Annotated in this window: 11 protein-coding genes; 6 read left to right on the top strand and 5 right to left on the bottom strand. The window is 41.8% G+C overall.

Annotation, left to right across the window (positions count from 1 at the left end):
• The first annotated feature begins 7 nt into the window (after positions 1-7).
• The 3 genes from L3D27_RS05515 to yghU all read left to right on the top strand — a co-directional run bounded on the left by L3D27_RS05515 (position 8) and on the right by yghU (position 3,279).
• Complete coding sequence (locus L3D27_RS05515) at positions 8-1,654, top strand: 2-oxo acid dehydrogenase subunit E2 (RefSeq protein ID WP_432480568.1); 1,647 nt, start codon at positions 8-10, stop codon at positions 1,652-1,654.
• A gap of 184 nt (positions 1,655-1,838) precedes the next feature.
• On the top strand, positions 1,839-2,318 hold the full coding sequence (locus L3D27_RS05510; protein ID WP_284674515.1) for a hypothetical protein: 480 nt from the start codon (positions 1,839-1,841) through the stop codon (positions 2,316-2,318).
• A gap of 157 nt (positions 2,319-2,475) precedes the next feature.
• A complete protein-coding gene (gene yghU / locus L3D27_RS05505; protein WP_432480567.1) occupies positions 2,476-3,279 on the top strand; it encodes a glutathione-dependent disulfide-bond oxidoreductase in 804 nt (267 codons plus the stop codon).
• Positions 3,280-3,365: 86 nt separating this feature from the next.
• On the opposite strand, the gene L3D27_RS05500 is transcribed toward yghU, so the two are convergent.
• On the bottom strand, positions 3,366-4,121 hold the full coding sequence (locus tag L3D27_RS05500; protein ID WP_432480566.1) for a MipA/OmpV family protein: 756 nt from the start codon (positions 4,119-4,121) through the stop codon (positions 3,366-3,368).
• 951 nt (positions 4,122-5,072) lie between these two features.
• On the opposite strand from L3D27_RS05500, the gene L3D27_RS05495 reads away from it, so the two are divergent.
• Positions 5,073-6,257 carry an NRAMP family divalent metal transporter gene (locus tag L3D27_RS05495; protein ID WP_432481880.1) on the top strand — a complete coding sequence of 395 codons (1,185 nt, stop codon included), beginning with the start codon at positions 5,073-5,075 and terminating at the stop codon, positions 6,255-6,257.
• Positions 6,258-6,360: 103 nt separating this feature from the next.
• Here the strand turns inward: L3D27_RS05495 and L3D27_RS05490 are convergent, their stop codons facing one another.
• Positions 6,361-7,533, bottom strand: a complete 1,173-nt coding sequence (locus L3D27_RS05490; protein WP_432480565.1) for a trypsin-like peptidase domain-containing protein — start codon at positions 7,531-7,533, stop codon at positions 6,361-6,363.
• A 247-nt stretch (positions 7,534-7,780) separates the two neighbouring features.
• Here L3D27_RS05490 and L3D27_RS05485 point away from each other — a divergent pair, with 247 nt between their 5' ends.
• Positions 7,781-8,539 (top strand): Nif3-like dinuclear metal center hexameric protein, encoded by a 759-nt coding sequence (locus L3D27_RS05485; protein ID WP_432480564.1) that lies wholly within the window; start codon positions 7,781-7,783, stop codon positions 8,537-8,539.
• 58 nt (positions 8,540-8,597) lie between these two features.
• On the opposite strand, the gene L3D27_RS05480 is transcribed toward L3D27_RS05485, so the two are convergent.
• The 3 genes from L3D27_RS05480 to L3D27_RS05470 all read right to left on the bottom strand — a co-directional run bounded on the left by L3D27_RS05480 (position 8,598) and on the right by L3D27_RS05470 (position 13,505).
• Complete coding sequence (locus tag L3D27_RS05480; RefSeq protein WP_432481841.1) at positions 8,598-11,411, bottom strand: LysM peptidoglycan-binding domain-containing protein; 2,814 nt, start codon at positions 11,409-11,411, stop codon at positions 8,598-8,600.
• A 206-nt stretch (positions 11,412-11,617) separates the two neighbouring features.
• A complete protein-coding gene (locus L3D27_RS05475; RefSeq protein WP_373627252.1) occupies positions 11,618-12,187 on the bottom strand; it encodes a hypothetical protein in 570 nt (189 codons plus the stop codon).
• 124 nt (positions 12,188-12,311) lie between these two features.
• Positions 12,312-13,505 carry a CNNM domain-containing protein gene (locus tag L3D27_RS05470; protein WP_373627253.1) on the bottom strand — a complete coding sequence of 398 codons (1,194 nt, stop codon included), beginning with the start codon at positions 13,503-13,505 and terminating at the stop codon, positions 12,312-12,314.
• A gap of 368 nt (positions 13,506-13,873) precedes the next feature.
• Between L3D27_RS05470 and yajC the strand changes: the two genes are divergently transcribed.
• Positions 13,874-14,206, top strand: coding sequence for a preprotein translocase subunit YajC (gene yajC, locus L3D27_RS05465; RefSeq protein ID WP_284674506.1), 333 nt, complete (start codon positions 13,874-13,876; stop codon positions 14,204-14,206).
• Positions 14,207-14,308: the final 102 nt, after the last annotated feature.

Below are 14,308 nucleotides of genomic sequence, written 5' to 3'. Positions count from 1 at the left end.
GACGAACATGGAAATTAAAGCCCCTGATTTGGGTGTAGAGAGTGCCGAAGTCGCTGAGATTTTGGTAAATATCGGTGATGTGATCAGCGAAAATGACAACATTATCCTAGTTGAATCGGATAAAGCGTCGGTAGAAATACCGTCGCCTGTCTCAGGAAAAGTTACTGCTATTGCCATCAATGTGGGAGATAGCGTAAGCGAAGGTAGTATTCTGTTAACTGTTGAGGCAACAGATACAGCGGACAATACACCTGTTCAAGCAGAAGAGCAGTCAGTTCAGCAAGACAATCAACCGCAAGCCACCCCAGTTGTTGAGCATTCACAGCCTACCAAAAGCGAAGTGGCTAGCAGCCAAACCTATAACCTACCTGATTTGGGTGTAGAGAGTGCCGAAGTCGCTGAGATTTTAGTGGCTGTTGGCGATATTGTTGATGAGAATCAGCCATTACTACTGGTTGAGTCGGATAAAGCATCGGTTGAGGTGCCTGCCCCTGTTTCTGGCATGATTGAGTCTATTTTGGTTAATGCAGGCGATAGCGTATCAAACGGTCAGTCCTTTGTGGTCATCAAGTCAGCTGCAGCTACTACAACCGTTGCGACAGAGCAGGCACAGCCGGCCCAAACGCAACAACCAAAGGCAGATACACCAAAATCAGAAACCAATGCCACTGTTGCACCATCAGCACCTGCCACCAAGTTATCTGAAGTACAAGTGAATGAAAAAGCACGCAATGCACACGCAGGGCCTGCTGTGCGTAAGTTGGCTCGTGAATTGGGTGTGGATATTAGTGCGGTTACAGGCACAGCGGCTCATGGTCGCATTCTAAAAGAAGACTTGTTTGGTTATGTGAAGTCAGTCATGACAGGAGCAAAAGCCACATCGGTGGCAAATGGCACACCTGCCAAAGCTACTGGCATTAGCTTACCGCCATTGCCTGATATGTCCAATAAAGAGATTTGGGGTGAGATTGAGACAGTGGATTTGACCCGTCTACAAAAAGTCTCGATTCCACAACTGAATCTAAACACGCTATTACCACAGGTAACGCAGTTTGATTTGGCGGATATCACCGATACCGAAAACTTGCGTAATGAACTAAAAACAGAGTTTAAAGCACAGGGTGTGGGTTTGACCATCTTAGCCTTTATTGTTAAGGCGGTGGCATATGCTCTAACACAGCATCCAAAATTTAATAGCCATGTATCAGATGACAACACGCAGATGATTATCCGCAAATCTGTACACATGGGGATTGCGGTGGCAACTGACGATGGTTTGATTGTCCCTGTCATTCGTGATGCTCAATCCAAAGGCATTAAGCAGTTGGCGATTGAAATTGGTGAGCTTGCCAAAAAAGCACGAGATAAGAAACTTGGTGCTAAGGACTTACAAGGTGCGTCATTTACCATCTCATCTCAAGGTAATATGGGTGGCACTTACTTTACGCCGTTAGTTAATCACCCACAAGTGGCAATCTTGGGTATTTCAGAGTCAACCTTCCAACCTCGTTGGAATGGTAAAGAATTCGAGCCACGCTTGATGTTGCCATTGTCGCTGTCTTACGACCATCGCACCATCAATGGTGCTGATGCTGCCGTATTTACTCGCTATATCGCCAAACTGCTTGCTGACCCACGCAAGATTTTGCTATAAAGGCAAAGATAAGTTAACTGGCGATACAAATAAAAGGGCGGTGTCATACTGCCTTTTTATTTGTATCAACGATTGTAAAATAGGTATGACTTGGCTATACTTAATTTAATTAAAAAAGAGCGAACAAAGAAATCCAATCATCTTGTCTTGCACTCTTTTAAAAAGAATAAATAAGGAGTATCTAATGCTAAAAATACTATTATGTAGCCTGTCTGTGCTGCTGGCAACGCTTAGCCACGCCCAGTCATCTATCCGTGATGATTTGGTGGGTGACTGGCTGTGTGAAGCAAAAATGCAAAACATTCATGCGAAAAATATAATTCGCTATCATCAAGATGGATGGGCTCATGAACTGATAGAGTATATTGATAAGTCCTTACCTCCATACCAATCTTTTCTTAATATAACAAGCATTACTTATGATTGGCATGTTCAAGATGATAAGCTGTATATGACCAATCAAAAAATCAATGAAGATTATACTTATCATTTTATTGGCGACAGTTTGGTAAAACTGAGCGATCAAGCAACTGCCGACATCAAAGCAGAAGTCGAGCAGTTGATGGAAGTTAATAATCAGCATTCGGTTGAATTTGATGGTAAAGATAGGCACCGCTATATTTTTGAAGATGGTTTTTTTGGTGAATGCCGTCGCTTAACATAAAAACAGATGAAATCATAAAGTGATTGGCATGGTGATGGTTGGTATAGCCATTGTCTTTATTTTGAATGTATAAAGTAATGGCATAATTGCCCATCAATCAGCATGGACTTAACCCATAAAGTTTATTAAGAAAATTACCCCAAAAGAGAGATTTTTTATGACAACATACACACCGCCAGCAGTCTGGGATTTTAATGCCATCAATATGGGTGGTAAATTTGGTGGCACTAACCGCCCAACTGCAGGAGCTCGCCATGAATATATCCTGCCAAAAGGCGATAAACCATATCAACTATATAGTCTAAATACGCCCAATGGTGTTAAGGTAAACATCATCTTAGAGGAGCTAAAAGCGTTAGGTCTTTTAGATTTTGATGCCTATAAGATTGATATCGTGGCAGGCGATCAGTTTGGTACGGATTTTGTGTCAATCAATCCTAATTCTAAAATACCTGCCTTGATTGATAGATCAGGTGATGAGCCTGTGAATATTTTTGAAAGCGGGGCGATTTTATTGCACCTTGCCCAAAAATATAATAAATTCTTGCCAACCGATACCGCCAAGCATGCCGAAGTGTTGTCGTGGCTCATGTGGCAGATGGGTTCTGCACCGTTTGTAGGTGGTGGTTTTGGTCATTTTTATGCTTATGCACCAGAACCTGTAGAATATGCCATCAATCGTTACACGATGGAAACCAAACGACAGCTTGATGTTCTAAATCAGCATTTGGCAAGTCGTGAGTATGTGGCTAGCGATGAATATACGGTGGCGGATATGGCAATTTATCCTTGGTATGGTTGGCTTATACTGGGTAAATTGTATATTGGTGAGCATTATAATGCTGCTCGGTTCTTGAATGTTGATGAATATCCACATGTGCAAAAATGGGCAAATAATATTGCCAATAAAGAGACAGTAAAAAAAGCAGAGAGTCTGGTATTACAACCCTTAACCAAGTAATCATAATGCCAGTACTGATTAAACCACAAAAAACCGCTCAAATACTGAGCGGTTACTGTATGGCATAACCAGATACCCATCATTGTTTAAAATCGATAGCTAACGCCCAATCTTGTGGTACTGGTGATTTTGTCGTCGGTCATTGGACTATTTTTTTGGGCGGATGCAAGCCATTCTATGCGTTGATTGGCAAATAAGGTAATATTGTCTTTCATTTCATAGTTGATCATCGCTGAGGCAAAAGGGGCAAAGCCACTATTAGGTTGATAAGCATCTATGCCTGTGCGATTACTTTCAGCTGAGGATACGCCATAGTAGTAGCTATTGTAGTTCTTATCATACCAATTAACACCAACGGTGGGGTAAATAGTGAATTTATCGTGCTCAAAACGACTAATATGCGACAATGTAATGACAGTGCCATCATGATGCGATAGGGCGTCTGTAGCAACTTTTGCCTTAAAACCGCCAATGGGGCTTACATACATATAGCTTATCAATGCTTGTGCCGATGCTTTTCGTTTATCCAAGCCCTGTAGTGTGCCTTTAGAGTTTTTGGGATTAAAACTCGGTCCATCATATGCCAAGCCAATGCGAGCATGGTGCTTGTTGTCTTTATAAGGGTAAAATCCAGCTTCACCACCTTCAATATACCATCGGTTGTTGTCATAAAAACCATGTGGACTGACGACCAAAATATCGTCTGCTTGATAAGCGTTTTTGCCATAGGCAACATTCAAACCAAGACTAAGGCGAGCGTCGGGATTGACTGGTAGGCTTTGGGCGTGAGTGATGAATGGCAAGGTAGATGCCATGAGCAAGGATAAATAAACAAATTTCATAAAATCACCGATAAGATACCAAATCAGATAAAGCATACATCTATTATAAAATAAAATTTGCGTGAATGGTTGTGCTAATTTGTAATTTTGAGAAAATTTTATCGTCAATATTGGAATCTGGTTAAGTATGATGGCATGATGCCCAGCAATTCCAAAAAACTCCGGTTTGGTTAGTTATACTTCGCATAATGTATATTATGTTAAATAAACTATTTTTCACCTATCTTCTCAAACAGACCTGTCATTGCCAAAGCATATTCTATCAAAAAATTAAAAATTCTTGACAGATAGTATTTTTGTGTTATTATTAATCTCATACAATATAGCATTTCTAGGGTTCGTGTGGGCAGCTAAAACATTACAAGCTAAGCAAGTGTTTTATGTAATCTTCTTTCTTTTAGGCTCACTGGTCAGGACTGGTCTTAGCAACATAAAGCTAATTCATATGCGTAAGTGTATGAATTATAAAAACCCAAGTTTAAAAACTTGGGTTTTTTTGTTTATTTACTGCTTTTTGTTCTGACGAAAATCCTAGGCACTACAACTTTTGGATTGTTCCACAAGCTCTTGTTTTCTTTGATGGCTTCAAATTACATTAAATAACTTTTATTAATTGCTTTTTTATGTGTTGAAATATCTGATACTCAAATGTCAAGGTATGCGTTTACTTAGATATCTAATCCAAACCAACCCTTCTTTTATTTGCCATAATATTGGAAAATCTGCCCAGTTATTCTAAAAATTCCAAGATTGGTCAGCTTTATTGCTAATTTTGTAAAAATTGAGTAATAAAATATGGTTTTTGTAGCATTTTTGTTTTAGTATATAACAATTTTATTTACACTATCATTTTTGATATTGAATTGGATTAAGGAGAGTTTTGTGAGCAATCTATCACAAATCAGCACCGACAGAAAATTATCTTGGCGGGCATTTGGCCCAGGCATCTTGATGGCATCTGCAGCCATTGGGGCTTCGCATTTAATTTCATCAACTCAAGCAGGTGCTTTGTACGGCTGGCAGCTTGCAATCATAATCATCTTAGCAAACTTTTTTAAGTACCCTTTTTATCGTTTTGCCACCGAGTATGCGTACAATACGGGCAATAGCCTAGTGGTTGGTTACGCAAAAAAATCTCGGTTATACCTATTGGTTTTCTTTGTGATGAATACCATCTCAAGTGTCATCACCACAGGTGCGGTTTCCTTGTTATGTGCGGTAATTTTGGGGTATATATTGCCTTTTGAGACGAATACTTTGGTGTTGTCAGCTATTGTGATGTCATCATCATGGGTATTGCTGATAGGTGGTCGTTATAAGGTGTTGGATAATTTGACAAAATGGATTATGGCAGCCTTGACCATTGCTACGGTTGTTGCGGTGATCATTGCAGCAAGCAAGGCATCGGTGGTCGCACCTGATTTTATTGAGCCATCGCCTTGGAATCTATCAGCTTTGGGTTTTGTTGTTGCACTGATGGGCTTTATGCCTGCCCCACTTGAATTTTCAGTAATCACCTCGGTTTGGACTGCCAAAAAGATTAGCACGGATAACACGAGTCGTTATCAGGGCATGGTAGACCTTAATGTGGGTTATTTAACTTCAGTGGTGCTGGCATTATTTTTCTTGGCGTTGGGCGTCTTTGTACAGTATGGCTCAGGTCAAGAGATTGCCATGCAAGGTGGTGCTTATGTTGGTCAGCTCATCAGCATGTATACAATGACCATTGGCGACTGGTCAAAATTACTGGTAACTTTCATTGCTTTTTTATGTATGTTTGGTACGGTCATCACTTCGGCTGATGGTTATGGACGCACCAATGCTGAGAGCTTATCACTCATCATGAAAGGCACTACTGAACTTACCGAAAAATATGTCAAAATATGGACAACTTTTGCATTAGTGATGGGTTATGCCATTATTGCATTTTTCTTAGGTCAAATGGCAGCTTTATTGAAATTTGCCATGATTGTTGCATTTATTGCCGCACCGATTTATGCTTATCTTAATTATTCTTTGATTAAAAATCAGCCAACCACTTCTTCTGGTATGAAATGGTTTGCGATTAGTGGTATTATCTTTTTGACTGGATTTAGCATCTTGTTTTTGTTGCAGTTTTTCAAAGTGATTGGTTAGCGGTTTTATCTAACAAAAACGATGATATTTTGTATAATACACATTGATAAATCCAATAAAAACAGCCTGCATTATTGACAGGCTGTTTTTATTGGTTAGTAAGCTACTGCTGGATACTTGGTCGTTCGCCAAGCGTAATGCTAATCTTGAGCGACTTGCCATCTCGTAAAATCTGAGCGTCAAGTTTGGTATTTGGGGTGTGCTTAGCGACAATTCCTGTTAGGGTGTTGATGTCATTGGTTGGTATGCCATCAAGATCGGTAATGATATCCCCTACTCTAAGTCCTGCTCGGTGAGCAGGCGTATCTTCCCATACTTGTGAGACGATGACGCCTTGGGCGGATTCTAAGCTGAGGGGGCTATGATTAGATTGGGCAATTCCAACGCCCAACCAACCACGACTGACCTTACCGTCTTTAATGAGTGCGTTCATCACTCGTTCAACGATGGTGTTTGGAATGGCAAAACCAATACCCATTGAGCCACCTGAGCGTGAATAGATGGCGGTGTTGATACCAATCAATGCACCGCCTGCATCCACCAATGCACCACCAGAATTACCAGGGTTGATGGCAGCATCTGTTTGAATAAAGTCCTCGAAAACACTCACGCCAAGCCCTGCACGCCCAAGTGCTGAGACGATACCCTGTGTTACTGTTTGACCGACACCAAAGGGGTTGCCGATGGCAAGTGCTACATCGCCAACACTGACAGGCGTACTGCGAAATGCCAATGGCTCTAACCCATTAAGATTCACTTTAATGACCGCCAAATCGCTCTCTTCATCACTGCCGATGACCTTGGCGTGTGTTTTTCTGCCATCGTTAAGTGCGACAATGATTTCATCTGCCTTACTAATGACATGGGCATTGGTAACGATGTAGCCATCTTTTGAGACAATGACGCCAGAGCCTAGATTTGAACCCTGCTGTTGCATCTGATTGCCGTAGTACCGCTCAAAAAACTCACGAAATGCAGGGTCGTTCATATAAGGGTGTTGGATGGTTTGGGTGGTATAAATATTCACCACCGATTTGGCGGCACGGTTGACCGCATTTTTATAAGAGATGACTGGTGTGGCGGTGCTGACTGATTGTTCAATGATGGGCGTTGGTGTGGCTGTATTTTTAATAGCAACTGCTTTGTCATCAACTTTGGCAAATAACCAAAAAACAAGTAAACAGCAAGCTAAAGCTACTGCAATCAGCCACGGCAAGACCACCCAAAAGCTTATACCTTGTTCGTATTTTTTAAAATGTTCTAAGGTTGGTTTCATGGGCTTTCCTATGGGTTATAACGAATTAGAAACTTTGGGCTAAGATTGGGGTTGGTGATACAAGATAAAATAATTTGCTAAAATTTTATAAAAAAATAATGGTTTTTTGTTAAAAATTTTGTTAAAAATTTTTGTTAAGATTTCGTGATTTTTGCGACTTATTTGCACATCAGATAAAAAGTCGTTACAATTAGCCGAAAAACTCATGGTTTCATCAATACATTTAACGAGAAAATGAAGGTGCTATATGGCGATTTCACCACAGGATTTGGCAACTTTTTGTGATAATTATCTACAAGTTTGCGAGTTTAACGACTACCGTCCCAATGGTTTGCAAGTTGATGCAGACACTCCCATCACCAAGATTATTACAGGCGTAACGGCTTGTCAGGCGTTAATTGATGCAGCTGCAAAGCAAGACGCACAGGCAATTTTAGTGCATCATGGCTATTTTTGGAAAGGAGAGCCTACCTCTCTAACTGGAATGAAAGGTCGGCGTGTGCGTACTTTGATGAAATCAGGCATATCGATGCTTGCCTATCATCTGCCATTAGACGCCCACCCTATCATTGGCAATAACGCCCTACTGGCACAAAATCTGGATTTGACCATTACCGGTGCTTTATACCCACATGAAAAACACCCTATAGGCAATATAGCAACTTGTTTGCCGATTATGCCAAGTGATTTTGCTGACAAGATTACTAAAAAACTAGGCAGAAAACCACTACATATTTCAAGCGGTAAGCATAGTTTATCAAAAATCGCCCTATGCTCAGGCGGTGCTCAAGATATGATTGAACAGGCAGCCAAAATGGGTTGTGATGCCTTTATCTCAGGGGAAATCTCAGAGCGAACCACACACAGTGCCAGAGAGCTTGGTTTGGATTATTTTGCTGCCGGTCATCATGCCACCGAAAAAGATGGCATTCGTGCGTTGGGCGAGCTTATTACCCAAGAGCTTGGTGTTGTGGTTGAGTTTATTGACATTGATAATCCCGCTTGATTTTTGTCATAAAAAAACACCCCAAAAGCATCGAGCTTTGGGGTGTTTTTCATTTGCTTTATTTATTTGGCACAATTAAGGTTTGCCCAATACGCAAATTGGTATTATTTTCAAGATTATTCATCTTGATCAGTTGCTCTATACTGATACTATAGCGGCGTGCCAAAGAAGTCAAGTTATCACCAGATTTCACCTTATAAGTGGTGGTTAGCTTTGGCACTTTGATGGTCTGACCACGGCGTAGCTGTGCATTGGCCGAAAGGTTATTTGCTTTGGCAAGCTCAGCAAGTGATATATCGTATTTATTGGCAAGCACAGTTAGGTTATCGCCAGCTTGTACAGTGTAGTTTTCGGTAGGGAAGCTTGGTGTGCTTGAACGAACACTGCGTTCGGATTTGGATGGTTTTTGCGTATCGCCTGCTACAGGAATCGTGATGGTTGCACCCAAGATTAGATTTGATGTGCGAGTCATGTTATTGGCAGCTGCTAGCTCATCAATGCTGATGCCGTGTTTTGATGCTACCGATGTCAAGCTATCGCCCGATTTGACGGTGTATTTGCTTGGGATGGCTGACTTTTTATCAGTCGTTTTTGATGCGGTGGCTGTCTTGGCAGGCACTTTGATGGTCTGACCTCTGATGAGATTAGCGGTCGGAGAAAAGTCATTTAAGGCAGCAATCTCTTGAGTGCTAACACCCAGACTGTTTGCTACGCCTGTTAGTGTATCTCCTGCCTTAACCGTATAATTCGTGGTAGCGGTACTGTTGGTCTTGGCATTGGTTTTGGTTGTTGCTACTTGAGATGAGCGTGTAGGTTCGGCGGTTGTATCCGCAGGTACTTTTAACACTTGACCAATAAGCACGCCATAAGTTGGCTCAAGATCATTCATCGTTGCCAGTTCATGCAAGCTGATGTTATGTCTGCGTGCAATAACGGTTAGGCTATCGCCTGCTTTTACACGATAGTTGGTTGTTTTGGTGTTAGTGGACTTCGTGGTTTCACTAGTCGGCTTTTGAGTACTTGCTTGGATAGGCTGTTCTTTGACTTTGCCAGGGACGAGCCAAAGTTTTTGACCACGCTGAACATAAGTGTTGGTTGTAATGTTATTATAGCTTGCCAATTGGCTGACACTTAGGTTGTGTGCGGCAGCGATACCTGTCAGTGTGTCGCCTGATTTTACCGTATAGCTTTCAGGAGCGACTTTCGGCTTGGGCGGTGTTTGCGGTGTTTTCGGCTTAGGATTGGCAACAACTGGTTTAGGCGTACTCTTTGGCGGCGTTGGTTGTACAATCACAGGCGTGTTAACAGCAGGTGTTGGTGCATGATGAACGACAGGTGGTGGTACTGGTGTGGGGGCTGGCGGTGTACTCTTGGTAGTTGCAGGTGCAGAATAACTAAGCGTCTTAGTTTGTCCACGAGCTTCCAATACCGACTGGGCGGTTTGTATTGCATCTAACTTGATATTGCCATCATTAGGATTGACCGCCTGCACCATTTCTGGTGTGGCAGACTGAATCTGTGTGGCGATAAAATCACGCTCTTCTTGGGTTAACGCTGGCTCTTGGACGATGGTATTATTAGCGGTTACCTGAGCAATGGTGGTCGGTAGTGTGTTTGACTGCATTAGCTCTTTTTGTGAATTGGTGTTGGCAACCGCCCCTGATTTTGGTAGAACATATTGTGTGCTTTGGGCAGGTGCGGTAGCAACATAGTTGCCACCATCATGATAACTATAGCCTGTTAGGGCGGATAGCTTGGCATTGATGCTGTTGCTTAGACTGTCAGGAACAACAATGCGATTTGGGCCTGCACTATCCACCATCAAGCTGATCAATGCAGGGTTTAATAGACGCAGTTCATCAAAGCTAACACCTGTTACGCTAGCAACTTCCTGCAGACTTACCCCATAGTTGACAGGCACAGTTCTAAAATGCGAATGGTTGGCAATGGCAGGCAAACTCACTCCGTAGCTAGATGGCGATGCCACAATCTGTGATACAGCGATGAATCGTGGTACATAATTCATGGTTTCTTTGGGCAAGTTGAGTGACCAGTAGTCTGTCGGTAGCCCTGCCGCTTCGTTGGCTCTGATTGCACGAGATACCCTGCCTGGACCTGCATTATAGGCGGCTAATGCTAGCTCCCATGAGCCAAATTGATTATAAAGACTGGTCAAAAAATCATAGGCAGCACGAGTGGATTCAATAACATCACGGCGACCATCATAGCCTGATGTCTGGTTTAGACCATAGATACGCCCTGTACTAGGGATAAACTGCCACAGACCTGCTGCTGCTGCATTTGAAGTGGCTGATGGGTCATACGAACTTTCAATGATGGGTAGCAAAGCAAGTTCGGTGGGGATGCCTCGGCGTTCAGCTTCGGTTACAGTATGATATAGATAGCGTGAAGCACGGGCAGTCAGACGATTAAGATAACTTTGACGGCTATAGAACCATGATTTTTGTGCTTCAATGCGAGCATTATTCGTCTCGCCCATGCGATAGCCACGGCGTAGCCTATCCCATAAGTTGCCATAGCGTTGAACAGTCAAAGCATCGCTTTCTACCATACTCATATCAGTGGCTTGAAGCAACTCTTCTAGCTCATCAAGCGTGCCCTCATCAAGCACGCCAGCATAACTCGATGGTTGGGCAACCGGTCTAGATGGTTGAGAGATTGGTTTGGATTGCTTGGTAACGATGGGTTTGCTAACGGATGCGGTACTAGGGGTAGGCGTGGTGTTGGTGGTGCTACACGCTGCCAACAAACAGGCAGATACCGCTAAGGTGAGTGGTTTTGGTAGTTGTGATTGCTTTGGGGTTTTTTGTGATAGGTTTGATGTTTTTTTTGACAAAGGCAGCTGCGTCATGTTAAAGACCTTTAAATATGAATATGAAAAAATTACAAAAAAGATGCTTAATGAAAGGGGTAATAATGCCTTATTTTTTCAGTATTATCAATCGCCATCCTAAAAAAATATCAAAAAACCGCCAATTTTTCTTATATAAAGCACAACTGACGGCAAATAGATAGCAAATAACCGCAAGTGTTGGTTGCTTAACGCTTTTGCCCATCTTAATTGATGGCAACTTGTGATACTGAGCGTAGCAATACCGCACTACCACCCACCGATGACAAAGTTACACGAGAAGTGGTTATCAACTTGACAGGCTTACCATCTTCTAGCCAAGTTTCGGTGGTGATGACTTGGGCACGAGCTTGGTTGCCTGAAACTATGATATCACTAATGGCAATATCATAATGATAATTAGTAGATTTTGCCCAGCTTGTTTGTAGTAATTGCAAGTAGTTATTTTTATCCAAATTGGCGGTTTTACCGTTTCTGGTTAAAGAAATAATTGCTTCATTGGACACCAAGCGAGCAACTTGTCCGATGTTTTTGCTATTGGCAGCGTTACTCATGGCACTGGCATATGCCTGCACGGACGATTCACTGATGGCGTGGGCAGGCGATGAAATAAGTGTTGTCGCCCCTAAAGCCGTGATGAGACCAATACTCATTGATGGCAACAATCGCTTGCCTGACATTTTACCCAGCGTACCAATGATGGTAGCCAAAGCACCAATATACACTCCTTTTTTGAGTAGCGTTTTTGTGCGGTCTTTGTGTTGTGTTGTATTCATAACAAGCCCTTGTTTTTAGGTGTATTGTAGCTACAATAGCAGATGTGCTTTAACTGATGATGGCTGATTGTAACGAATTGTTGCAATTATTGGGTATTCATGTACCGTAAATTCTATCAAATATTTATTTGGTATCTTCTGGCACATCTGTGTTTTCAAGCTTTGCTCCGATATGGCTCATGCGTCTTTCCATAAGCTGTCTGGCCAAAATCTGCATATCATCAACACGGTCAAATTCATCAACAATCTCAAGCCCTAATAAGGTCTCAAGTACATCTTCTAAACTGACCAATCCTTTAACTTCACCAAACTCACCTACCGCCAAAGCAATGTGTACTCGTTCTTTGAGCATCAAATCAAGCAGGTCAAACAGCTTCATCTTAGCAAAAACAAAGTTAATGTCTCGGCGAAATTTTTTGATGGGTGTATGTATCTCTTGATTAGCCTTAGCAATCAGTAGGTCTGATTTTAGGACAAAGCCTGTGGCACTATCCAAATCTTCATCAAAAATTGGAAAGCGTGAGAATGGTAACCTTGGGTGGTTGGCAAAAACATCGCCGACAGTCATGCTCTCATCAAACGCCATCGTTACCGAGCGTGGTGTTACGATATCTTCAACATTTATCATGCTCAGTGCCAATGAGTTTTTGATGATGCGTGTCTCAAGCTCACTTATCTCACCCAAACTTTCACCTTGATTGGCAAGAGCGATGAATTCATGACGGCTAAAAGTATTTTCAGTATTGCCACGAGTGAGTAAACGAGAGATTTTTTCTGCCACCCAGACAATTGGCATTAAAATAATATTGATAAAACGCACATAATATGCCACAGGCACAGCAAAGCGTCGCCAGTAAGTTGTGCCTAGTGTTTTTGGGATAATCTCCGTACCAAGCAAAATAGCAATCGTCATGACTGCACTAAATACGCCAAACCACATATCGCCAAAAACGATGGTTGCCTGAGCACCTGCACCAAGCGAGCCTAATGTGTGAGCAACAGTGTTTAAAGTTAAAATAGATGAAATGGATTTTTCAATATTGTTAACTTTGACATCCGCCAAGAGATTGGCAATCTTGGGATTGGTCTCTTGTAGTGTATCAATATAGGACGGCGTCATCGTCAGTAGCGTGGCTTCTGAAATAGAACACAAAAAAGAAGCAACCAAAGACAAGGAAATAAAAAAGATGAGTAACGCAATATTGGCAGATGTTACTGGCGTGGCTTGACTGGCGATTGCTTGGCTAGTAAAGAATAAAGTGCTAAGCAATAAAGGCAATACAAAAAAAGAAGTCAAGCTTAATCGGTGTCGGGGCATAAAAATTTGTTCTAAAAAAATAAACCAATATATTAAGGCAAATCCATCATAACTGCAAGTCTTAAGCCAAATTTCTATTTTTCATGGATGATTATCATCTAAATTGATGCGATGCGTGCTTGCCCATTTAAGAATAACGATACACAACGCACTTGTGTATCGTTTGTCTCGCCCTACTTTGTCGCCACTACCTACTTTTTTAGCTTTTTTGTGCTCTTGTCGCCAATGGTAACCACTAAGGTGAACAAAACATGGCAAAATAGAGTGTTTTAGATGAATTGCATAGCGTTATGTAGTGATTTTATGGTATGATATGCGTTATTTTTTGTCTTTGTCTGACCAATTTTCATTCATAGTAAGGAGTTTATATGTTAGATTTTTTCATCGCTAGTGCTCACGCTACTGCAGCAGCCCCTGCCCAACCAAACGCTTTTTTGCAAATTTTACCCATGATTGCAATTTTTGCGATTTTTTATTTTTTGGTTCTTCGCCCACAATCAAAGCAAAGAAAACAGCATCGTGCGATGGTTGATGCTTTGGCAGTCGGCAATGAAGTGGTATTTGCTGGCGGTCTGATGGGTAAAGTTACCAAGATTGAAGGCGATTATGCTGTTGTTGCCCTAAATCCAACCAACTCAATCAAAATTCAGCGTGCCAGCGTAATCAGTGTATTGCCTGCGGGTACGATTGACAACATTTAATTAAAAATGACAAAACTTGCGTTGGCAGGTTTTGTTTTTTGTTTTATTTGCATGATGTTAAGCGATAAGTTGCTTAAAGCACCATCAAATCATCATGCCTTA

It is taken from the genome of Moraxella sp. ZY200743 (assembly GCF_050885545.1).
Classification (GTDB): domain Bacteria; phylum Pseudomonadota; class Gammaproteobacteria; order Pseudomonadales; family Moraxellaceae; genus Moraxella; species Moraxella haemolytica.
The sequence above is the reverse complement of the archived record's forward strand: the minus strand, read 5'-3'. Positions and strand labels throughout refer to the sequence as shown.